Annotated in this window: 21 protein-coding genes; 15 read left to right on the top strand and 6 right to left on the bottom strand. The window is 47.9% G+C overall.

Going from position 1 to position 22286, the window contains the following annotated elements; all coding sequences use genetic code 11:
- Nucleotide 1: 1 nt before the first annotated feature.
- Complete coding sequence (locus DMP11_RS05785) at nucleotides 2-1234, top strand: hypothetical protein (RefSeq protein WP_123185553.1); 1233 nt, start codon at nucleotides 2-4, stop codon at nucleotides 1232-1234.
- Between the two features lie 153 nt (nucleotides 1235-1387).
- Here DMP11_RS05785 and DMP11_RS05790 read toward each other — a convergent pair whose 3' ends face one another.
- Nucleotides 1388-2935, bottom strand: coding sequence for an RNA-directed DNA polymerase (locus DMP11_RS05790; RefSeq protein WP_123185554.1), 1548 nt, complete (start codon nucleotides 2933-2935; stop codon nucleotides 1388-1390).
- A gap of 593 nt (nucleotides 2936-3528) precedes the next feature.
- Between DMP11_RS05790 and DMP11_RS10685 the strand changes: the two genes are divergently transcribed.
- The 5 genes from DMP11_RS10685 to DMP11_RS05820 all read left to right on the top strand — a co-directional run bounded on the left by DMP11_RS10685 (nucleotide 3529) and on the right by DMP11_RS05820 (nucleotide 9538).
- Entirely contained in the window at nucleotides 3529-3957 is a 429-nt protein-coding gene (locus DMP11_RS10685) for a DUF1648 domain-containing protein (protein WP_161555306.1), read from the top strand.
- Nucleotides 3958-4068: 111 nt separating this feature from the next.
- The gene (locus DMP11_RS05800; RefSeq protein ID WP_123185556.1) at nucleotides 4069-4368 is read left to right on the top strand and encodes a type II toxin-antitoxin system RelE/ParE family toxin; all 300 of its coding nucleotides are present in this window, start codon (nucleotides 4069-4071) and stop codon (nucleotides 4366-4368) included.
- 9 nt (nucleotides 4369-4377) lie between these two features.
- Nucleotides 4378-4659: an addiction module antidote protein gene (locus DMP11_RS05805; protein WP_087198711.1), complete on the top strand. Its 282-nt coding sequence runs from the start codon at nucleotides 4378-4380 to the stop codon at nucleotides 4657-4659.
- Between the two features lie 94 nt (nucleotides 4660-4753).
- Nucleotides 4754-8095 carry a hypothetical protein gene (locus tag DMP11_RS10220; RefSeq protein WP_148041095.1) on the top strand — a complete coding sequence of 1114 codons (3342 nt, stop codon included), beginning with the start codon at nucleotides 4754-4756 and terminating at the stop codon, nucleotides 8093-8095.
- A gap of 282 nt (nucleotides 8096-8377) precedes the next feature.
- Nucleotides 8378-9538, top strand: a complete 1161-nt coding sequence (locus DMP11_RS05820; RefSeq protein ID WP_123185559.1) for an IS256 family transposase — start codon at nucleotides 8378-8380, stop codon at nucleotides 9536-9538.
- Between the two features lie 164 nt (nucleotides 9539-9702).
- Here the strand turns inward: DMP11_RS05820 and DMP11_RS05825 are convergent, their stop codons facing one another.
- The 4 genes from DMP11_RS05825 to DMP11_RS05835 all read right to left on the bottom strand — a co-directional run bounded on the left by DMP11_RS05825 (nucleotide 9703) and on the right by DMP11_RS05835 (nucleotide 13680).
- The gene (locus DMP11_RS05825; RefSeq protein ID WP_148041096.1) at nucleotides 9703-10476 is read right to left on the bottom strand and encodes a hypothetical protein; all 774 of its coding nucleotides are present in this window, start codon (nucleotides 10474-10476) and stop codon (nucleotides 9703-9705) included.
- A gap of 287 nt (nucleotides 10477-10763) precedes the next feature.
- Nucleotides 10764-11081, bottom strand: a complete 318-nt coding sequence (locus DMP11_RS10225; RefSeq protein ID WP_161555307.1) for a hypothetical protein — start codon at nucleotides 11079-11081, stop codon at nucleotides 10764-10766.
- On the bottom strand, nucleotides 11062-13185 hold the full coding sequence (locus DMP11_RS05830; RefSeq protein ID WP_148041098.1) for a hypothetical protein: 2124 nt from the start codon (nucleotides 13183-13185) through the stop codon (nucleotides 11062-11064). The genes DMP11_RS10225 and DMP11_RS05830 overlap by 20 nt, the downstream gene beginning before the upstream one ends.
- A gap of 6 nt (nucleotides 13186-13191) precedes the next feature.
- A complete protein-coding gene (locus DMP11_RS05835) occupies nucleotides 13192-13680 on the bottom strand; it encodes a helix-turn-helix domain-containing protein (protein WP_123185562.1) in 489 nt (162 codons plus the stop codon).
- 178 nt (nucleotides 13681-13858) lie between these two features.
- Here DMP11_RS05835 and DMP11_RS05840 point away from each other — a divergent pair, with 178 nt between their 5' ends.
- The 9 genes from DMP11_RS05840 (at nucleotide 13859) to DMP11_RS05880 (ending at nucleotide 21082) form a co-directional block, all read left to right on the top strand.
- On the top strand, nucleotides 13859-14074 hold the full coding sequence (locus DMP11_RS05840) for a hypothetical protein (protein WP_123185563.1): 216 nt from the start codon (nucleotides 13859-13861) through the stop codon (nucleotides 14072-14074).
- Entirely contained in the window at nucleotides 14064-15179 is a 1116-nt protein-coding gene (locus DMP11_RS05845) for a site-specific integrase (protein WP_123185564.1), read from the top strand. The genes DMP11_RS05840 and DMP11_RS05845 overlap by 11 nt, the downstream gene beginning before the upstream one ends.
- Nucleotides 15180-15193: 14 nt before the next feature.
- Nucleotides 15194-15574 carry a plasmid mobilization protein gene (locus DMP11_RS05850; protein ID WP_183621470.1) on the top strand — a complete coding sequence of 127 codons (381 nt, stop codon included), beginning with the start codon at nucleotides 15194-15196 and terminating at the stop codon, nucleotides 15572-15574.
- Nucleotides 15574-16584 carry an AAA family ATPase gene (locus DMP11_RS05855; RefSeq protein ID WP_123185565.1) on the top strand — a complete coding sequence of 337 codons (1011 nt, stop codon included), beginning with the start codon at nucleotides 15574-15576 and terminating at the stop codon, nucleotides 16582-16584. The genes DMP11_RS05850 and DMP11_RS05855 overlap by 1 nt, the downstream gene beginning before the upstream one ends.
- Before the next feature lie 362 nt (nucleotides 16585-16946).
- On the top strand, nucleotides 16947-17561 hold the full coding sequence (locus DMP11_RS05860) for a recombinase family protein (RefSeq protein ID WP_123185566.1): 615 nt from the start codon (nucleotides 16947-16949) through the stop codon (nucleotides 17559-17561).
- Nucleotides 17562-17732: 171 nt separating this feature from the next.
- Entirely contained in the window at nucleotides 17733-18854 is a 1122-nt protein-coding gene (locus DMP11_RS05865; RefSeq protein WP_123185567.1) for an SPFH domain-containing protein, read from the top strand.
- Nucleotides 18855-18859: 5 nt separating this feature from the next.
- A complete protein-coding gene (locus tag DMP11_RS05870) occupies nucleotides 18860-19525 on the top strand; it encodes a hypothetical protein (protein ID WP_123185568.1) in 666 nt (221 codons plus the stop codon).
- Nucleotides 19526-19532: 7 nt separating this feature from the next.
- Nucleotides 19533-19772 carry a DUF1413 domain-containing protein gene (locus tag DMP11_RS05875; protein ID WP_123185569.1) on the top strand — a complete coding sequence of 80 codons (240 nt, stop codon included), beginning with the start codon at nucleotides 19533-19535 and terminating at the stop codon, nucleotides 19770-19772.
- Nucleotides 19772-21082, top strand: a complete 1311-nt coding sequence (locus DMP11_RS05880) for a tetratricopeptide repeat protein (RefSeq protein WP_123185570.1) — start codon at nucleotides 19772-19774, stop codon at nucleotides 21080-21082. The genes DMP11_RS05875 and DMP11_RS05880 overlap by 1 nt, the downstream gene beginning before the upstream one ends.
- A 136-nt stretch (nucleotides 21083-21218) precedes the next feature.
- Here the strand turns inward: DMP11_RS05880 and DMP11_RS05885 are convergent, their stop codons facing one another.
- Complete coding sequence (locus DMP11_RS05885; RefSeq protein ID WP_123185571.1) at nucleotides 21219-21947, bottom strand: Abi family protein; 729 nt, start codon at nucleotides 21945-21947, stop codon at nucleotides 21219-21221.
- Between the last annotated feature and the right edge of the window lie 339 nt (nucleotides 21948-22286).

The following is a 22286-nucleotide window of genomic DNA, read 5'->3' on the forward strand; positions in this document are numbered from 1 at the left end:
CGTGGAGTGCTTCAACGGAAACAGCTCGTACAGTATCTTCGAGAACCTAAAAGCACGCCTTAAGGAAGATATATCTGAGTTAAAAGCTGAAGAGTTGGATAGCACTGACAGGGATGCCTGGGTGGACTATTGGGAAAACGAATACTATTGCCCTCCTGTTGAGCTTTATCCCGACAACGCTGAGCTTGGCCTGACCCAACAATCGGTTCAGCAATACAATAGCTGGCATCATGCTGCATGGGACGAGCCCGAATACTTTGAAGTTGAAGGCGCTAGGGCAACCTGCAAGGTCCCATATTCCGGGACCCCGTGGTTCTTTAAGATGCAGCCGTCAACCTTCACGCTTTCAGGCCATTATGCCGAGAAGGTCACCGATCCAGGATCAGATGGTTTTGGTTACATTACCTTTGCCCTAGAAACCCCACTCGGTAGCGCCACGCCCGAGGGAATACGAAAGTTCTTTTCGGATCAAATAGAAGACTTCTCCGAGCAAATTGAGTGCTGCAACAAGGACGCGGAAAGCTACAACAATTCTCTTAGGCAAATCATCGAAGCAGCTTTAGACAAAAGGATTGAGCAACTTGATAAGTTCGCTTCCCTTCGACGAGGACTGAATCTTCCCTTAAATCGCGTAAAAGATGCTCCTTTGGCCATGCCTCTTCACTTACAAAAGAAGACCCTGAAAGTTTCAAGGCCTGAAAAGATCCCAAGCGCCGAGCAATCCTACTCTATTGATGACGCAACATACAAACACATAACAGATGTAATAGAAAGCTCCGGAGCCATGATGGAGAGAGCTCCCGAGGCTTACAACGGCATGGAAGAAGAGCATCTAAGGGATGTGCTATTGAGCGCCCTGAATACTCATTACCAAGACCAAGTGAACGGCGAGGCTTTTCGCAGACATGGAAAGACGGACATTCAGATTCCCGTCAACAATCATGCTGCGTACATCGCGGAATGCAAGCTGTGGAAGGGGCCAAAGGCTTTCAAGGACGCGCTCGCACAACTGTTCTCATATACGACGTGGCGCGACACCAAGGTATCCGTAATCGTATTCAATAAGAAGAACAAAAACTACGAGAAAGTGCTCGACGCAATTGACGAAGTTTTGGAGGGAGAATCGATTACTTGCGATCGACACAAGCACTCTCAGTGGCTTTGCAAAATACAGAACGAAGAAGATGAAAGGATTATGCACGTAACGGTCCAGGTTTTCGATTTGTCCTTATAGGCAGCGACCGAACAGTGGCATTAGCGGAGGCGCAACGCTACGTCGATGAACGCGCAGATCAAGCGCTTGTTGGATCTATCACGAGCGCGAACTTGAGGATGCTGTCCAGACTCTTGCACGCAACGCTATCTCAACTCGAATCGACGCCCGCAACTAAACTGAGGCCAGCATGTCTTTTCGGATAAAACTTATGCCCGCCCGCTTCATTGATCTCCATTGGCCCGATAGGCTTCCTTGTTTCAAAGCTTCATAGCAGAATAGCCAGTAACGATCCATGTCTGTATTTTTCAGCCTCAGAGCGACTTTATTAAGTGGCTTCACCTGCGTTGCATCTCTTTTCCAGTGATTTTGTTTCATGAAATAAATCCATGTCATGGTCAGAAGCAGACAATCTTTGCTTTTAATTACGTACTTCTGCGCCTCACAATAATCGCTTTCGAATCCATCGAGTACAAAGCCGAACCTAACGGCAAAATAAATCGCATAGCACAAGCTTTCGTAGTCGTTTAGCCTGATTGCTTCTTGATATATCGTATCCGAAAATTTTTTGATGTCGCCTATGTCTACTCCATATGGGATAAAAATATATTCTTCCATTAATTGCAGAAGATATGGGTAGAGGACCGCCATATGCATGAATCGCTTTGCTGCCAGCCTTTTCCCATTATTGGAAAGATCTAATCCTTTCAACTTCTTAATGGCGTAATTAATTATTGCGAAGTCATCCAATTCCATTGCCAGCTTTAACGCTGTATCAATGAACGTGTTGACTTGCGGGTATTCAACCATACCTGACTCACCCACTTTGGGCAAATCGCTCAATTGGTGCTTCCAGTCTTTCTCTGCGCCAATAGGAAGCTCGATGATCCGTGTCTTCTTGTGATTCAGAAGCAAATCGAATTCGCGAAGCGCCTCTTCGAGGTTTTTGAGGAACCGCTGCCCTTCATCAAAACTAGATACGTAACAACTATAATCATCTACATTCCTAACATAGCGATAACCATTATCGTAGAGCTCCTTGTCTATGGTCGTCAAAATTATCTCTGAAATTAGGTTTGACGCATGGGGCCCAATGAGAAGCCCATGTGTTTCACCATTACGCATATCTGAACATGCCTTATCAATCCTGTTGTACCAAATATCATCGTGAATTGTTCTTTTCGCTACTTCTTTTCCGACCAAGGCCCATGGTATCGAATGTGTATAAATACTGGGGAAACACGTGGAGATATCAGCTTTAACAAGGAAACGGCTCACCCCGTTATCGTGCATCAACAAATCTGATTCCGGATCTCCATCTACTCGCCAGTTCTTGTAAGTCATCTCGAAAATCCGTTTTTCATTGCGCTTTTTACGGATATGGATTCGACTAACACAATAACTTTGTCCATCTGTCTGTGCGCGAAAATGAGCGCGTATCTCATCCCAGTCATTTGCAAGTTCACGACATACTCTTTGGTACTTGAAAGGATTAGGGATGCCCATAAGGCGCGGCACACCGATATTACGCATTGCCCGAAAAGTTATATATTCATTCCAGGTTGCTTCAAATGAATTAGATGCCGTTTTGCAGTAATCGAAGAAAGGAACAGCAGTAAACACCGGAGGAAGCTTTTCAGGAAAAAACCCATACGCAAGAAAACCCTCATACAGTTCGTCAGAGGATATTTCATCCAAAAAATCTATATAACACCTATCCACTGATAAGCTAACTCCTTATTTACGGTAAATCTACTCCCACTCAACCGCATCAAGCAGCCCTTTTTGTATTATGGGCACTATCATTTCCATCTCGTGCTTCATCGTCCAACTCTTGTGCTCTGGTTTCAGTATCGTTTTGAACTCACTTCAAAGAAGTCGAGAAGGACTTAAATCCTGGAATAAAACCAAGGAGCAGATCCTGGTTCTCTGAACTGGGATTTTATTATATCCGGGAATGTTTTGAGTTCAGGATTCCGGGTACATCGTCTCGAACCCTCGAAAATTTACGCGACAGGAATAGTTCAGGAATAAACACAACCCTTGGGAGTAAATCGCTGACCAGCAGAAATGTGAAACCCTGAGTTCAAAGTGAGTTCAAATTGAGTTCAGGGAACGTGAGGGCAATTACGGGCAAGCCAGCCGCTACTAGTCCTGTTGGCCTGAATGAGATAATTGAAGCCTGATGTCCCGAGTGGCTTCTCGCATCAGAAGCAAACGTCGGAGACGCCGAATACAGCTCCCGGAGGATCAAAAGGCATGAACCATAGCAACGACCGCTACATCACGAACACATTGAGGCGTCGGGGGCGCGTTTGCAATGTTCTCCTCGGGTTGGCTTTGGTGATTCTGCTATCGTCCATTTTCACGTCCCCGCCGAGGTGCCGCTGCAGTGGGGAGCTGACGGTGATGTTGATGCTTATGGGTCTCCATGGCTGACGCTCATCGTGTGGGCCGTCCTTGCCGCCGTCGTCGCTTTGCGCAGGCTCGTCGTTGCAAATGTTGACGTGCGGTACTGGAACAAGCCGCCTAAAATACAACCATCTGAATTGGACGATTGGTATGCCCACAGCATGAGTGTCACGTACAACGTGTGCTTGATGATTTCCGTTGTGGCTCTGGGAGTGGCATTGATCTATATGCTTCGCATCTATTGGCTAATGTTTCCCTTCATCGTCATAGCCGCTCTAGCTGTGATCGCGTACAGCGTATATGCAAACTCTAATCGGAGCAAAGACTCCTAGCCATCAGCAAGACCTACGTGGACAAATTGTCCACGTAGGTATGACCTGGTGTTTCTTCTGCAAAACTAAATTGATATTGACTAAGTGTATATCATAGTATACAATCTGTGTATGTTGGAGATTCTGCAGACAGATGAATTCATCAAATGGATGAAGCGGCTTCGAAATGCCGATGCTAGAGCGCGCATCAACGTGCGAATCCGCAGGATCTCGCTCACGGGGAACTTCGGCGATACGAAGCCCGTCGGTGACGGAGTCTACGAGCTGCGCATCGACTACGGACCCGGGTACCGCGTGTACTACTCCCAACACAGAAGCGAGGTTGTCCTGCTGCTCATCGGCGGGGACAAGTCCTCGCAGCAGAAGGACATCGACAAGGCCAAAAGACTCAATGCGGAATACGAAGGATAGAGGACGATCATGAAGACGGCTACGAAATGGGATGCCTCCGAATACTTGGAGACCGAAGAGGACATGGCGGCCTACTTGAACGCCGCGCTCGAGGATGGCGACACCTCCGTGGTTGCCGCCGCCCTCGGCGATATCGCACGAGCAAAGGGAATGACCCAACTCTCCAAGGAGACCGGTATCACCAGAGACGGGCTCTACAAGGCATTGTCTCCTACAGGGAACCCGTCGTTTGATACGGTGCAAAAAGTCGTTAAAGCGTTTGGGCTTAAGCTTGATGTTGCTACTGCGTGAATGTAACAACAACGCGCAACACTAGCTCTTGGATTTATGTCTCAGACGGGATCCACATATGGAAACAGCTCTTGGAGAAAAGGATTAATTCTGGATGGAAGTAGCCTCGACGCTTGTCTCACTTGCCAGCAAATTAGGCCTGTCAAGCTTATTGGATAAAGTCAAAAAATGTAAAAAGAACAGGAAGCTACATCAGATTCGAGAAGATTATCTAACTAGGTCTACATTTGTATCATTCCAACAAGCGCCTCTTTCAGATTTATTTCAAAATAATGCTTTGTGCGAAGAGCTAATTGCCCATTGTCGCAAAGGCGACTTAGCAAAATCCGCAGTAGTTAATACTTTTCTTTACTCTTCAAAAGAGGCCCCCTCCGAAGGGCGCTTCTTTGATGCGGAAAAGCTTGTAGGTAATTTTTTTGATGAAGTGGCTGCCGTAATATTCCAGCCAATTGACAAAAAAGACGAACCCCTTTCTGCAGCGATACAAGAAGGCATCGCCGAAACCAGAGAACTTCAGTCTGACGTTCAGCAGAGCTATAAACAAATGGAAGCGAAGGTTGATGCTCTAACGGCATCTTTGACAGAGCAACTTGGCTTCTCTTCGCTGACGTTACTCATAAATGCAGTAGAAGACGGGTCGGTTTTGTTTGCCGATTTCGAATCTGCAGTTGAGACCGATAAAAGTAATAGTGTTTCAGGCAAATATCTTTCTGTATACCTCTCTCTATGTAAAGGTGAAAACCCATGCTTTGATATATCGGACTTCAAGGTCATTGGAACTCCTCTTGCTTCCTCACTGGCTTCGTTGGCAATTTCGACAGGGCAATTGAACACCGCCGTCTGCGTTCTTGGCCTCTATGACGAAGGAGCCAATTGCGCTAAGGCTGTTGGGGAGATTATTAATAATCCAAATATCGATGAAGAAACGAATCGATATGAGATTGCCGCAGATTCCCCTTTCTCGCCTTTTGCATGCGTTTTGAATGCCGAGCTCGCATTCATGAACAAAGCCTACGTAATTGCAGACGATCAATTCGCATTGTGCGAAGGGCGACTTAATCCAGTAGCAAAATGTCATAGTGACATTTCACGCATATGCAAAGCAATGCAGTATTCATTGACTTCTATTTCTCCTGATGACGTAAGGAACTTTGCCGGGGATTTCCCACTGTGGGGTAGCACATCGCTAAAACATGAATATGGAGAAATCCTTGAAGTTGCTCTTGATCTGATTGGCGAAACAAGTGCAGCGGAAATCATTTCGTCTCTTCCTGAGGAAGCGCTGCAACACTTGCCAAACGCACAGCTTCAAGCAGAGATAAGCACGTGCGACGATATCGATAGATTGAGACACTTATGCGAAAAGTCGTTGATAAAGCAGCTTTTCCCTGCATTCTTTACATGCGCAGAAGAACTTATATCCAAAGATCCCTCTTGCACGTTGTGGTTAAAACAACTGGTAGAGAAGGAGGCTGAGAATGTTTTGGTCAGCAACTTTCTTTTCTTCCTCTTCTATGTCGATAAATTGAATCCATGCGTCTCTTATGAAGAGTACAAGTACCATGAAAGCTGTTACAGAAATGACCCTCGATTTCATCTGCATGCATACAGGCTGTTTAAGAGCAGCAACCCCGAAGAGGCCTGCAGCCATATCGAAATGGCACTAAGTCTAATGGCCGCAGGGCAGACATTACCGTGCCCAGACTATTCGAGAGAATGGGTTTGCTATCTTCATGAAAACGAACGTGACTTTCAGGTGATCGACCTAGTCAGACGATTCGCACCCGTAATTCCCGCAAGGGCTTTCAAGTCAATCGCATTTGCTATAGAAGAACCGTTAGATAAATCGGTTCTCGCAAGAGAGCTCTTCGAGTTGCTGGAGCAATCGGAGAACGATGATCCGGAGCTGACATGCTTGCTTGCGCAGTATCATGGATTTGTTGCAAATGATCAGCTTAAAGCGCTCAAGTTCGCAAAGCTATCCTTCAAAAAGCGCCCCTCTCTCGACGCAGCACGGTCCCTGGTTTATGCATCACTTGGCTTATCGTTAGGCATCCCCGAAGAAGTTGAGCAGTATGCTCTCAATCAAAAGAGCACAGAGCTCGACATGCTCATCGCCGAGCATTACCGGAGAGAGAAAAAGGACTCAAAAGCAGATTATCTTTTAAAGCGAGCTATTTTTGATAATAGACCAGACTCCCACCGCGCAATTGCCGCATACGGCTGCAGCCATTTGAGCGATGCCGAGAAAGAGAAACCAACTAAGATTGACCACAATACCTGCGCATGCTTGGAAAACAAGGAATCGGGACAGCTGGTCGTAGCTTTTCACTCGGAATCTGATTTGATTCCGAGTGAAGGAGTTAATGCTCTCGGGATGCAGAACTACACAACAGCATCTCCCCAATATCTTGCAATGCGAGATCATGCCGTTGGAGATCGCGTGCAACTTGGCTCAGAGTACTGGGAAGTTGTAGACGTAAACAACGTAGATGACGTCATCGGAAAAAAGACCATGGAGATAATCGCAGAAGACCCCTCAACGGTGGTCTTCTCTTCCCCTGATGGAGACATCGAAGATGTGATTCGGCAAATCTCTGAATACATGGAAGAGCACAAACAGCAGAGCAACGTTTATTCTGACGGCATTCGAGTTAACGATGGCACAGTTGTTTTTCTGGGGATCGAGACAGGGTGTGCGCTCTACCCCATCAAGCCATTTGAGTTTATCCTAAATGTGCTCAAAGGGGATGATGTCCCATTTCGGAGAATAGAAATAGGCTTTTCTTCTCCCATGACAGGGGAAGAGACGTTTCTTCTCTCTTATAATGCCATCGTTCTTCTGGCTGCTCTTGAAGAGCTAGGCGTCGACTGTGACCCAATCATGAGTCGTTGCAGCATTACCACATCAACGAAAAAACGTCTGCAGCTAGACATTCAAGATTATTCTGATTCGTTATACGGCGCTGGGAAAATGGTTTCAGTCGATGGACGCGCCACTCTATTGCAGTATGACGCTGCAGCCAAGCAAGAACTGAGCGCAATTTGCGCAAATACATTAGGCTTTCTTAACAAATTGAGACAAGTTGAACTTGCTCAGATCGATAAGCTTCCTTCAAGTTTCCCGTTTCTTGACCAGAATACGCTAGGCGACATGGAAACGGCAAGACAAGGTGGGATGTTTTATGTGACAGAAGACTGTTTTCAGGCGCTTTTCTCTGATATTTCCGAATCCGCCCCTCAGAGATGCAGTCTGTACAGTCTTCTTATTGCACTCGGAATGAGGGAAGCCGCCCTGTTTGCACTTCCGAAAGCAATGCACCAGTGGGGAGCCGATCCGTATGTTGATGTCAATGTTGCTAACGTGGTAATTCAGATTCTTGAGTCGTTTACGCAAGGCGCCGGAAGCCCCATACCAAATGAACAAGATACGTAACGGTGTCATAAGTCATTCCTTATAGCTTCTCTATAAGTCATCCTTCTCTTCGCACAGTCCGACGCGTGAAAGGAGAAGCCATGACAGCATACAAAGACGAGAAGCGCGGGACCTGGTTCGCGAACTTCAGGTACAAGGACTGGAGGGGTGAACCTCAGCGAAAGGGGTAACGTACAATCTCTTGCGCACTTTGACAGCAGCATAGTCTAGATACCAAAAGACACGGCTCTGGCCTTCGGTATGATTTGAGTGTCGAATTCAATCATGCTAGGAGGCTGAGCCATGTCCGATCCCATCGTATCATTCGACGAGGCCGCCATGCGCGGCGAGCTCAAAGAACTCGTCCGCCAGACGGTCGAGGACACCCTGAACGCGCTTCTCGAGGAGGAAGCCGACGACCTCATAGGCGCAGACCGCTACGAGAGGACGGCCGACCGCGAGGCGTACCGCGCCGGCCACTACGAGCGGGGGCTCACCACCACATCGGGGCAGGTCATACTGAAGATGCCCAAGCTCAAGGGCATGAGGTTCGCAACGGCGATCATCGAGCGCTACAGGCGCCGGGAGACCTCCGTGGAGGAGGCCATGATCGAGATGTACCTGGCCGGGGTGTCCACCAGGCGCATCGAGGACGTCTCCGAGATACTCTGGGGCTCGTCGGTGTCCGCCGCCACCGTGTCCAATCTCAACGAGAGGGCGTTCGAGGCCGTCGAGGAGTGGAGGAGCAGGCCGCTGACCCGCCCCTACCCCTACGTCTTCGTCGACGGCATCTACCTCAAGCGCTCCTGGGGCGGCTCGTTCGAGAACGTGGCCGTGATGGTGGCCATAGGCGTCAACGACGACGGCTACCGCGAGGTGATAGGCGCCGCCGAGGGCTTCACCGAGTCCGCCGAGTGCTGGCGGGAGTTCCTCTCGTGGCTGAAGGGCCGCGGCCTCTCCGGCGTGCGCATGTTCACCGGCGACAAGGCCGCCGCCATGACCGGGGTCATCGCCGAGGTGTTCCCAGAGGCTGCCTATCAGCGCTGCACGGTGCACTTCTACCGCAACGTCCTGGCCAAGGTGCCGAAATCAAAGAGGAGCCAGGTGGCGGCCATGCTCAAGGCCATCCACTCCCAGGAGTCGCTGGAGGCCAGCATGGAGAAAGCCAGCGACGTCGCCGCCAAATTGGACGGCATGAGGCTGGCGGCGGCAGCCAAGTGCGTTCGCGACGGCATCGCGGAGACGCTGACCTACACGCGCTTTCCAATGCGGCACTGGCGTCGTATCCGCACCAACAACGCCATAGAGAGGCTGAACCGCGAGATCCGCCGCCGCACGCGAGTGGTGGGCACGTTCCCCGACGGTAAGAGCGCCCTCATGCTGGTGATGGCCAGGCTCAAGTACGTGGCCGACAGCGAGTGGGGATCGAGGAGGTACCCGGACGTGTCGCTGCTGGGCGAGTGATCATGCCGACGGCTGACCGCCGGCTGCTGGAATTTGCGCAAGAATCTGGACAGTACCAGAATCTAGATCGATAAGGGCTCAAGTTGACAATTCTCCAATAAAGTTTCTGAATGTCTACATGGTACCGCAGGCTGGAATCCGTACGGAGTAATTTCAAAATGCTCCTACAAACGCTGACATCTTGCAGGCTGCTTAATAGCTTTTTCAATTTGAGGAGTGATGCAGTTCACAGCTTCTAAGAGCTGCGAGCGAAAGTCATCCAGGCTCTTTTGACCATATATGGCCAGAATGGCGCATTCGACTTCATCACCGAATTCATTCCCTATGGAAGCTACTTCGTTGAACAATTCGTCGATTTCGACGACAAGCTCTCGATCCAGTTCGTCAACCTGTTGACTAGATGCATAGAATGTGGATTGGCAGTCCAGCTCGATAATTTGCGTTCTGCATTTCAGCATTTCACACATGCAATTTAGACGATAAATTCTAGGGTCCAAATTCATAGCCATACTGCGTAATTTATTTAGTGAACCAACCTTTTTCTTGCTAAGAAAAAGGTTATCGTCGATTTCAGTGCAGATAAGATTCGCGTAGTGCATACCCGGGCCATTAATACAGCTCAAACATGGCGCAAAGAGCTTTGGAGGTATTTTGTATTGACGTGCAAATTCAAACGATATAATCAACTGCTTCAAGCATCCCGAGAAGGCTATGCAAAGCTCAAAGAGCATGACTTTTTGTTTTCGTAACCCAATTTTTAGCTCACACAATGATGTTGCAACGGCCAAGAAAGCACCTGAAATAAAACCCGTTAACAGTCCTAGAATACAGCTATAGTACCGGTCATCAAGAGATAAGAGCGGCAACAATAGCATGGCAACAATTCCCAGTCCTCCAATTGCCATGCAGATGAATAATGTATATCTACGCGTTTTCAAGTTGGTCCTCAATATGATTGATTGCTGGATAAAACATTTATCCAGCTAGAGCTCTAATTTAATTCTGCGACTCTTTCGAAGGCAGTTAGAATCGTCTAAATAGGGACTCGAATGTGCGCCCGTATGAACACGCATTAACCTATTCCCACTCGATGGCGTATCTTTGTCTTTCGTTTCAATAGATGCGTTAGCAGATCATCTCGTTTACCGTATATATCTAAATTACATCAAACGTGGTACTCATAGAGCACTCAGGGGCACTTCTTGCTCTGCAAAGAAGCGTTTTTTCAACTTTCCCGTTTAGAAAGACCCAACGAATTCATCCTTGATTGGACTCTGCTCAATTCAGTATTTAACTGTGTAACGTATGCCGCACATACCTCTCCATAAAGATCATGCACGCGTTCTTCTGGAATATCAGCAACGACCTGAATATCTTCATTGACCATCTGCGCTAGAAGTGCATCGAAGACGCTCTTTACTTGCTCCTCGTTGGTCTCGTCATCTAAATTCAAATCTTGATCTGCTCCCCCAATATTGAAGCGAAGAATATTATTTCCATTTTCTCTTTGAGTAAGCACCGCTTTAACAACTTGCACTGTCATAAATATAGCCTCTCTCATCAAAAGCTTCACGGCCGCCTTCAAGTGTTCGTAAACTGGTTTCGGTCCAATTCAAGCTATTGGATTGATCAGTAATATCGGTCAGTTTATCAACGAACGGATTTCCGATATATGTTCTGTATTCATCACCTGAAACATGCTCTCTGTAAATTGATCTATAAGGTAAACATCTCACTGCAATGTTTGCGTTATGCGTTGCGACAACAACTGTTTTGTTCAATCGCCCCAATTCAATGAGCTTTGGCCTGATCGAATCTTCAATAAACGTATTTCCCATGCCGAGCTCAGGCTCGTCTATCAAATAGAAACTTGCCTCTCGATCCAAAGCCCTACGAAGCAACAAGATACCCTTCTCCCCATTGGAGGGCTCGTATTTTTTGCCATCCTTAGTAGTTAGGAATCGATCAACTCCTACAAAACAGTCGAGATTTATGTACCCCGACCCTTCAAGAAGGTCTGTTAGTTTCTTTAAGCTATTACGATAATCAATCTTCAGAGCATTCTTATTCGCTGCTTTAAATGCCGCTACATGATTCTTAACTTGAGTATATGTTCCGGAATAATGGTCTTTCGTGCTATTTCCTGAAAACATGCTCCACTCAGTCGTAATGAACAAATCGCCCTTTCCGTCAAGCGGTCCGAGATATTCTGGATCCGACTTTGTGGGGGCTTCAAGCGCAGAGCAGATACAGCGTAATGCATGGGCTAATTCAAGTCTGGCACATGCATATGCTTCAAACCCAACAGTTGTCGGGATAGGCTTCGAACCTTTGCTTCCTGCAACTAGCGTCTTTAAAGTATTAATCGTGAACTCAGAGACTTTAAGGGTTTCGACTCTTACGAATTCTTTCGTCTGTTTTTCAATTATCTTGGCTTCTAGGATGCCAAGTATTGCTTGCAGAGTCTGCTCTTCATCTTGCGTTAGGTATTTTCCAAGATCGATCTTTGCTATCGCCTTTTTTATTGCATCAGCATTATTCGCATCGTTCCCAAGCGAAGTTAACTCGGTTTCATCGGGGACTCCAAAGCTGGTCATTTTAACGATACACATCTTGATTTTCGCATCATCATTTCCATTGGTTCTTATCCAATCAAGATAGTCTTTAATGGGTGTTACCGCTGGCTCATTCCAGTTCAAGATTGTTGAAAAGTCATTTTCGCAAGAATCGACTCCTAAGACCGCAGCAGACCTAGTAACTGTTGTCTTCTCAAGTAGTTTTGCCAAATCTTCATCTCGCTTGGATCCGGCATAGTGAACGCATCGTTTGCCCTGGAGCTTAAGTTCGCTTGCAATAGAGTCCAATATCCTACTCTTGCCAGTACCTTTTTCGCCAAAGACAATATTGACGTCATTGTAGATTTCAAGATTGAAACTTTCGTTATCAACTGGATGTATCGTGAAGGGCGAGAGGGTTTTTGCGTCCAGTAAATGCTGAACCACGGTAGTATCACGTTTGGCAAGCATTTTTAACTGTTCAAAACTGCTTACAGGGAGTCGAAGCTCCGCGAAATTACATTCTTCGTAATGAGCCCAGTCTCTGACATCGCTTCCAATGATCATATTGTCGCCATGGAAAGCGCAGATGCCTACAGTCCTCAGATCTTTAGGCTCCAAAAACAGCCTTTCCCTGGGCACTAATTCTTCGAATAGCTTTTTATCTTCCTCGCCAATGGCCTTTGCTTTATCCGCATAATGGGGGATGAATAAAGTATTGAGCGCAATAAAAGCTGCCACTATCTCTTCGAGATCCGCAGAGAAATCATCAGGTTTTTGACCATTAATTAGTTTTGAAAGTGCTTCGTTAAAGCTATCAACTTCAGCAGGATCTGCAACTACAATCACATGAAATGCTTTGCTCGCATTCTTCGATATTCCATCTAGTTCCACTCCTGGCCAGACTATGCATATATCTTGGTTTGAAAAATCTTGGTATTGTTCGAAATCGAAATCGTTATGGTTGGTGATTGCAATTAAATCGACACCAGCCAGTTCTGCTTTTTTACATAACAATTCCTTATCTACATTGCGTGACACCGGATCTCCGCTTTTGGTTTTATTCGTATGGCAGTGAAGGTCAATTCTCATTAATTCCTACTTCCCCGAATATGGGCTCTTGCCGTCATCGGTCTTAACCCATGTTCCGTTATCCCAGGTGCGCTTCCACTCTGCGTACTCTTCTTTAGTGATCTCGTGATTGTCGAGCTTCTGACGCATCTCTTCCCAATCACGAACGAACTCTGCGAAGAAGTCCATTGCAGAGCCGTAGCCCTTAACAATGGCGGGCACGCCGTCAATTTCACGCACGGTATAGCCGAACGCGTCCTCATTCTCCAGGATCGCGTAAGCGAATTCGCGCCTGTTCCTGAACGTGGGCGCACTCAGATACTCAGGCCTCACCCCTAGCGCCCTTGCGATCCGGTCCAGAATCTCCGGCTTGGGATTACGGTCGCCGAGCTCGTATGCACGGTAAGCCGACTCGGTTATCTTCGCCTTATCAGCCACCTCTTTCTGGGTGAGGTGAAGCTCATCGCGCAAAGACTTCAGCTTCTTCGCAAGGCTGGGAACTTCCTTTTTCTTCATAGACAGAGACCCTTCTCATGACGTAAGGCCTGACAAATTGTCAGGAGTACAGGGTACCACCTCACGCAAATGTGAGCAAATTTCTCCATTTCCGTTGACATCACAAATATGTGAGGTTATAGTCAACCTAAGACATCACAAAAACGTGATGTTACGCCAACAAACGAAAGGAGACCCTATGGGAACAAGGCTAATGAGTGCAACGGAGGTCGCGGAGCAGCTGGGCACCTCCAAGGCGTACGCCTACAAGGTGATTCGCAAGCTTAATGCGGAACTGGCGAAGAAAGGGTGCCTAATCGTCCAGGGAAAAGTGAGCCGAATGTATTTTGAGGAGCGCTACTTTGCTGGCGAACCAATGCCAGCACCCGAGCAAGGAGCCAGCAATGTCCGTTAGCAAAGATCGTGAACGCGGAACGTTCTACGTCCAGTGCCGCTATAAAGACTGGACGGGCGAACCCAAGAAGAAGACCAAGCGCGGCTTCAAGACGGAGAAGGAGGCGCGCAAGTGGGAGTACGAGTTCCTGAAGCGCATGGAGGGCGCACCGACAATGCTCTTCTCCGAGTTCTATCAGGTGTACGCCGCGGACGTGAAGCCCCGTCTGCGCAGGAACACCTGGGAGAGCAAGGCGCACATGATCGAGACGAAGATCCTGCCCTATCTCGGCAACAAGCGCGTGAACGAGATCTCGTCGCTCGACATCCTCAACTGGGAGAACGAGCTGCTCGCAATGCGCACGTGCAACGGGCTGGAATACTCGCAGACCTATCTCCATTCGATCTGCAATCAACTCTCGGCCATGCTCAATCACGCCGTTCGCTACTACGGCCTCACGGTGAACCCGATGGCCAAGGTCGGCAAGATAGGCAGCAAGCAGGCTGACGAGATGAGCTTCTGGACGAAAGACGAGTACCTAAGGTTCAGCAGGGCGATGATGGACAAACCGCAATCCTTCATAGCCTTCGAGATTCTCTACTGGTGCGGACTGCGCCTCGGCGAGTTGCTCGCGCTCACGCCAGAGGATTTCGACTTCGAGGCTAAGAGGCTGTCGATCACCAAGAGCTACCAGCGCATGCACGGCGAGGACGTCATCACGGCACCGAAGACGCCCAAGTCCGCCCGCTCGATCGTCATGCCAGAGTTCCTCGTTGGTGAAGTTATCGACTTCATGAGGTGCATCCCCGACCTTCGAAACGACGACCGCCTGATTCCCGTCACCAAGTCCTTCTTGCACCATGAGATGGATCGCGGCGCGAAGGCAGCCGGAGTCAAGCGCATTCGGATTCACGATCTGCGACACAGTCATGTGTCGCTTCTGATCGAACTCGGCTATTCCGCTCTCGCGATTGCCGACAGGCTGGGTCACGAGAGCACCGAGGTGACCATGCGTTACGCGCACCTCTTCCCAAATAAGCAAGAGGACATGGCTTGCGACCTTGACGTCCAAAGAGGCAGTGCGGAATCCCCATTCGATATGGCAAGACCCATGAAACAGGCCTAGGAAAGGAGATCCAGATGTCAGAGAAGAACCTGGATGCGCACGGCAGGCAGCGAAGCAAGACAATCTCGTTTCGCATGTCGCCCGAAGAGGCGAACCTGCTCGATAACCTCGTTGCCATTAGTGGGCAGAAGAAACAGGACTACATTATCCGGAAGCTGCTCGACAGAAGAATCGTCGTCGTGCCATCAAGCCGCATGCAGAAGGGCATGGAGGAGGCAATGATGCTCGTCTATCGCGAGCTGACAAGGCTGACGAATTGCGCCGACGCCACGCCGGAGCTAATAGCGCTCACGGACAGCGTTGCCACGATCTTCGCTGGGTTTAGCGAGAAGTCCACCAATATCCAGCTGGCAAGCGACGAAAGCGCCATCAAGAATCTGAAGAGGGAACCGTAATGCGACAGCTGACAGCAAGAACAGCCCAAGAGTTACTGGAAGACCCCATCGAGGAAGCGGACTGGGTCATCGAGGACTTGCTGCCTGTGGGAGCGCATATACTGGCTGGCGCACCCAAGATTGGAAAGTCCTGGATGGTGCTCGCTATGGGGCTTGCCGTGAGCATGGGCCAACCGTTCTGGGACTATACGGTATGCCAAGGAGCGGTTCTCTACCTCTGCCTTGAAGATACGTATTCCCGAGTTAAAAAGAGGTTATGGAAGCTAACAGACGAGGCTAACGACAGGTTCTACCTTGCCAACTCGGCAGCCACGATCAAGGACGGCCTGGCGGCGCAGATCGAGTATTTCGTCATTACCCATCCAGACCTGAAACTCGTGTTCATCGACACGTTCCAGAAGGTTCGAAGCCCAACCGGCGACAGCATCTATGCTGCCGACTACAGCGACTTCTCGGCACTGAAGGCGATTGCCGACAAGCACGGTCTGGCGATGATGGTGGTGCACCATACTCGCAAGATGGCAGACGAGGACGTCATGAACACTGTATCGGGTTCGAGCGGAATCACGGGCAGTGCGGACAGCATCTGGGTACTGAGGCGAGCGTCGCGTGGCGTTGGGGACGCGACGCTCACGGTTACCGGACGAGATGTGGAGTTTCGAGAGCTGAAACTTGCGCTCAGGGATTGTCGTTGGAACCTTATCGAGCGCACGAGCGAGGAGGAGTTTGAGGAACGGGACGTGCCCGACTGCGTACTGAAGGTGGTCGAGTTCATGGCGTTAAGCACAAATGGGTCATGGCAGGGCTCCGTCGGAGACCTGATCAAGGCAGCAGGGGCCGAGGGAGTGACCACCGCGACGTTTGGCAAGTTCCTCGCACAGCACAGTGTCTTCATGAGGTCGCGCGGGATTGTCTACAGCAAGAAGCACACCAGCGCCGGGCAGCAGATCACTCTAGAGAAGACCGCCTGTGAAAGAAGTGAAGGCGATGAAGGCTGCGCTCGGGTATAGGGTTCAGCTTTCACAGCCTTCACGGCTTTCATCCTCGGAGGCGTTGAGAAGCGTTTTAAGGCTTCACTTGGCATCAATCCGAGGAACAAGCCGCTCTAAGGCCTTAGGAGTCTTTATTCGCAAGTAGCCCATAGCGTATTACCTTTGCGGGCCGCTATGGCGAATTCTAGCAAGTAGCCTATTGGCGTATTACGTTTTCACGCGCCATAGGCAACTTTAGCAAGTAGCCCATGGCGTCCGACAACGCCAAAGCGACTTGCCGAATTCGGGAAACTGGCCGGCGACGGCTTACGCCGTCCGCTTCCCAGTTTGCGGGGGATCCCCCGCGCCCCTTAATCAATCTCAAAAGAAAGGAGCCATTCATGGACTATGGATATGCACGAGTCTCCGCGAAAGATCAAAGTCTCGCAAGACAGCTTGATGCGCTACGAGAGCTCGGCTTGGACGACAGTGCGATCTTCACCGATAAGGCGAGCGGGAAGGATTTCAACCGTCCCTCCTATCGCCAGTTAATGCGAAGACTCAAGCCGGGTGATGTGATCTTCGTTAAATCGATAGACCGGCTGGGACGCAACTACCAAGAGATAATCGCAGAATGGCGAAACATCACGCAGAAGAAAGGCGCGCATATCGTCGTGCTCGATATGCCGCTACTCGATACACGAAACGACAAAGGCGAGATCACGAGCGTCTTCATCACTGATGTGGTGCTTCAACTCCTCTCCTATGTCGCGCAAGTTGAACGCGAGAATATCAAGCAAAGACAGGCTGAGGGAATAGCGTCTGCAAAGGCGCGTGGAGTTAGGTTCGGACGACCTAAGATCGAACGGCCGGGCATTTATCTCAAGACGAAGCGCGCCTATGAAAATGGAGCCATCACCCGAAAAGAGGCGGCTGACCGTCTGAAGATAAGCATAACTACTTTCGATAACTGGATGAAAGAGGACAGGAAAGCATTGCTGAGCGAGACCGCCTGATGGTTTTTTTGGACTTTTTCACACCTCAAAAACGTAGACGTTATTTGAAGCTCAAATAATAGTCTTTTCAAGCAACGGGTCACATCTGTTTCAGCAGTATAGAAATGATTTTACTTCAAGCTCTCCCTGAACCAAATAACGTCTACTTATTTTGGTTCTTGGGAGTAAAACTTGAATCTTATAGATGTGATCAAATACGAAGGTGATAACAAAACCTTTGTTTGGAAATATCCCGAAGAGGATTTTAATACTGGTTCTCAACTCATAGTCCATGAAGCGCAAGAGGCTATTTTCTTCTTAAATGGAGAAGCGCTCGATTCGTTTAAACCTGGCAGATACGAGCTAGAGACCCAGAACATCCCGTTATTAAGTAAAGTTATAAACATTCCATCAGGAGGCGAAAGCCCATTTCATGCTGAGGTCTACTTCATAAACCTCGTAGAACAAATGGGTATAAGCTGGGGAACAAACTCAAAAATCCAGTTTATGGAACCAGAGTTCAATTTTCCTCTTTCAATTGGCGCATCAGGAGAGATGGCAATTGCTGTCAGAGAGCCTAAGAAACTCCTCCTAAAAATTGTGGGTACTGAAGCAATTCTTTCACAAGAAGAGTTAATCAAATACCTTAAGTCCTTTCTTCAGACGAGGATAAAAGCTGCCATAGCTCAGGCGATACCCGAAAACTCGCTCTCTATTTTCCAAATGGATGCACAGCTAGTTCTTTTATCAGACGAAGTAAAAAAGCACCTTCAGCCCGACTTCAAAGAATACGGCCTGGAGCTTACTCAAATGATGATTACGACAATCGTTAAGCCCGAGGGCGACCCCATTTATGAGCAATTTAAGGAGCTGTTTTTTCGGCAGTATGCGGATGTAAAAAACGCTCAGATCAACCAGCAAGTTGGCGTGATTAACCAGGAGACGGCAGCTAAACAGACAGTTATTGAGGCCAAGGGGGTCGCAGAAAAGCGCCAAATTGAAGGATATACCTATCAACAAGAACGTGGATTCGACGTGGCGGAGCAAATGGCTCAAAACGAAGCGGTTGGTGAATTCGCGAATATGGGAATAGGCCTTGGGCTGATGTCAGGAGTGGGCGGCACTATGGGATCTGTAGTTGGGGGCGCGGTTTCTGAGGCAATCGGAGAGAACCAACTGTTTGGAGGTTCTATCTATCCCGGCGTCGCCTCGCCTGATACCGAAGGATCCTTGCCTCAATTTTGCCCGAATTGCGGCAAACAATTCTCATCAAATGACAATTTTTGTCCTCAATGCGGGAATAAGAGGGGCTAAAAAGTATGGAAAACAAAGCAACCCGCACTACAATAATTGCTCTAATAGTTGGATTCGCAGTTTATTTCTTAATATGTATGCTGCTTTTTGAGGCATCGTTTTCGTTTTGGGCTGAGCTCGGCTTCGCCTTAGTCGCATTTGCAGCCTGCGCCTTTGTAATACTCAAACAAAAACAAACACCGAGATTCTTCCTCAAACTGCCCATTTATACAGTTGCCGCCGCATATCTGATAGGCCAATTGATTGTAAGCACGCTATTTATGATTTACCCAACCCTCTGCAATCCTTGGGGATATGCAATAAGCATTCTCCTATTTGGCGGTTTTCTTTGCGTTGCCTTGACAAGCCAAGCATCGACTGAACATATCGCTTCTATTGATTCCCAAATCAATGAAGATACTTCCTTTATTAAAAATCTGGTAATGCATCTCGAAGCTCTGAAAGAAACGCTTCCTAATAATCAGGATTGCGTTAACGAGCTTATTGCAATAGCTCAGTTCTCTAACCTGCGGTCATGCAAGAAGGCTCAGCCGGTGGAACAAATTATTCAAGCCCATATCAATGAGCTCTTAGCTGATGCAAAAGCAGGAAAAACTGAAGCTCTTGATAGTCGCTGTGATGAATTGAAGAAACTTCTTCAACAACGCGACCAGTTATGTATACGAAAGTAGGGCGATTATGAATCATGCCAAATGGCTAGAGCAGGCAAGGCAATACTTAGATACCAATGTCAAAGTTGGTCAAACATTTGAATGCAAATCACTATTTCCTGAGCACAAATGGAATCAGCTAACACGAGGCGAAAGAATCAGTTTCGGACAATACTTTGCTAATGAGGTCAAAGAGGGACGCATTCCTGGCGTAATACGTATCGATCGCGCAAAGAATAATCACAGTATTTATAAAAAGGACAACTAATGAAAGCTATACAGTGTGAATTATGTGGTGCAACAGACATTGTCAAAGACGGAGACTTTTTTGTTTGCCAAAGCTGCGGGATGAAATATACACCTGAAAACGCAAAGAAGATGATGGTAGAGGGAGTTGTTCAGGTCGAAGGAACAGTCAAGGTTGATAATACTCAGCAAATCGAAAACTTCTTATCCTTAGCAAGAAAGGCGCATGATTCAGATAATGAAAAAGAAGCTGAAGACTACGCAAACAAAGTTTTAGAGATAGAGCCGACAAACTATGAAGCTCTCTATCTAAAGGGGATTGCAGCTGGTTGGCAAACTACTGGTGGCAACAATAGAATTCCAGAAGCAATTGACTACTTCTCTCAAGCGATTGCCAATTGTTCCGAAGATGCAAATGCAGATGAGCTGAAAAAGCAGATCGCAGAAGATATTAGCAAGCTTTCATTGGCGATGATTAATCTACGCTGCAAGAATTATATTCAATTCCCATCTTCAGAAAACGCTTCCTCAATAGTCACAGAAGCAGCTAACTCCATTATTCTAACGATGAAGCTCATTCTATCATGTGGAGTAGAACCAAATAAATTCAAGGCTGATGCAGCCTTGGTAATGAACGCCGCTGCCGTACAAGCCTGGAAGACAATATGGTCAGACTACACCGACGACAAACCGTTGTTGCCTCTTGGAAATGGCATCATGTTTCAAGACTACAAAACTGCCTCATCCAGCGATCGCTCACTATATGCCATCCCCTCTAAATATGACTGGAACAGATTTACCGACCGTGGAGATGGGTGCATTTCAGTAATTGAAGCAGCGATCAATATTGACGACAATGATGATGAAGAGGATATAACTAGGTATGAAAACCTCATATTTATTGCCGAAAAGGTACGAGATTCCTGTTCAATCGGGTATATCTCGGGGAGTCAATACGTTAGTGCAAAATGGGCAAAAGAATACGCATTTACCGATTCTGCAATCGCTGCGCGAAATAAGAAAATAGCCGAATGGCAAAGCGCTAAGGCTGACTCGGAACAACGAATACGCCAGAACAGAATCAATAAATACTGGGATGCGCATCAAGAGGAACGAGCTAGTCTTGAAGCTTCGATAAAACAGCTTAAGGAAGATCTGATTAAGCTAAAAAGTGATGAGCAGTATTCGGCGACCAAGGCAAAGATTTCTTCTCTTTCAGGCGAAATAGAAATAAAAGAGAAGCAACTTAGTGCGTTGGGAATCTTGGATCGCAAAGCAAAGAAAGAACTAAAAAGCGAGATTGAGTCTTTGAGAAGCGAAAAGATAACTTAGTAAAAAAGAACAAATCGAAAGAAGACGGTATTAATGACAAAGAAAAAGAGCTGGCGAGATGCAAGTCAAGACTGGAAAATCCGATAGCGTGACATCCCTCATTGTTGCCAATGCCCCAGCCTCCTCTGCGACAATGCTAGATCGCAACGCTGCAAGGCGCGGGATTGTTAGCAACAAAGTCGCTAACAGAGCACTGATCGAGCTGCCCCTCGTACACGTAATTACACGCTGCGGGTTCTAACTGAGAAAAGAGCACAACCGCATCTTGGCATGCTTGCAAAGTCGAGCGGCTCATCCCCTCAGACGCAAACAGATGCTCATGGTGTGCCGCGCGATTACGCACGTTGTTGATCCCTGCAATCTTGCGATTTACTATGTCTCTTGATGCGCCTTTCGGCCAAACAGAATGTATGGACGGGATCCAAAGGTCACGTTCATGGCTCCTGTCAGTCATATGCGCCCAGAACCCCAAGGTTAGATTCGAGATGACTTTATCAGGAGGAGGGTTGTGCCCTAGATTTCCCGCCAAATGGTCGATTGCATTGCGATTGAGTCGATTGGCATCTTTGACCTTTCCCCGCTTGTTGGTTCGAAGAATCGGACGCCTTACCGGTGAAGCATCATCGAACAGCCAGTGCTTGTTCCCACTCCAAGTAGCTGAAATGGCCCTATCGTAAGCATTTCGAAGAGCGACCTCAAAGAATGAGACATCCCTAAGTACGGCTTGCGCTAACCCGATGTTCCAGAGATACAGATCGAGTGCGAGGTTATCATCGTTCTTGGCGATTTCTAGATACCTCTTGTATCGGGGCGCAGAAAGCCAAGCTTCTATATCGGATCTATTGATACTTGGGGAATCCGCCATGCTCGCCTTCCGTATGTAATAATTGAGCCCCGGCGACTTGAATCAGCGGTCGTCCCGGGGCTATCTGAAACGTATTCTACTACACCGTTTGCTATTCATGCCGCAAAACGAAGTATTCGCCACCAAATTTGCATCTGCAAAACGGCCTTTTCTTTAGCTCGGTTATTTGAGTACAAGATGAGTACAAATGCGATAAATCGATTCCACTGCTGATAGTTGCGTGAGTACAAAGTTGATAGGCTTCGCGTAATGCAAGCTTAAGCTCACATTATCGTGATGATTTGATCTCGCTCTTAATGCCTATGAACCAATTAAGCATTGGTTGACCATGAGAAATGC

The sequence above is a fragment of the Parvibacter caecicola genome (assembly GCF_003725335.1).
GTDB lineage: Bacteria > Actinomycetota > Coriobacteriia > Coriobacteriales > Eggerthellaceae > Parvibacter > Parvibacter caecicola.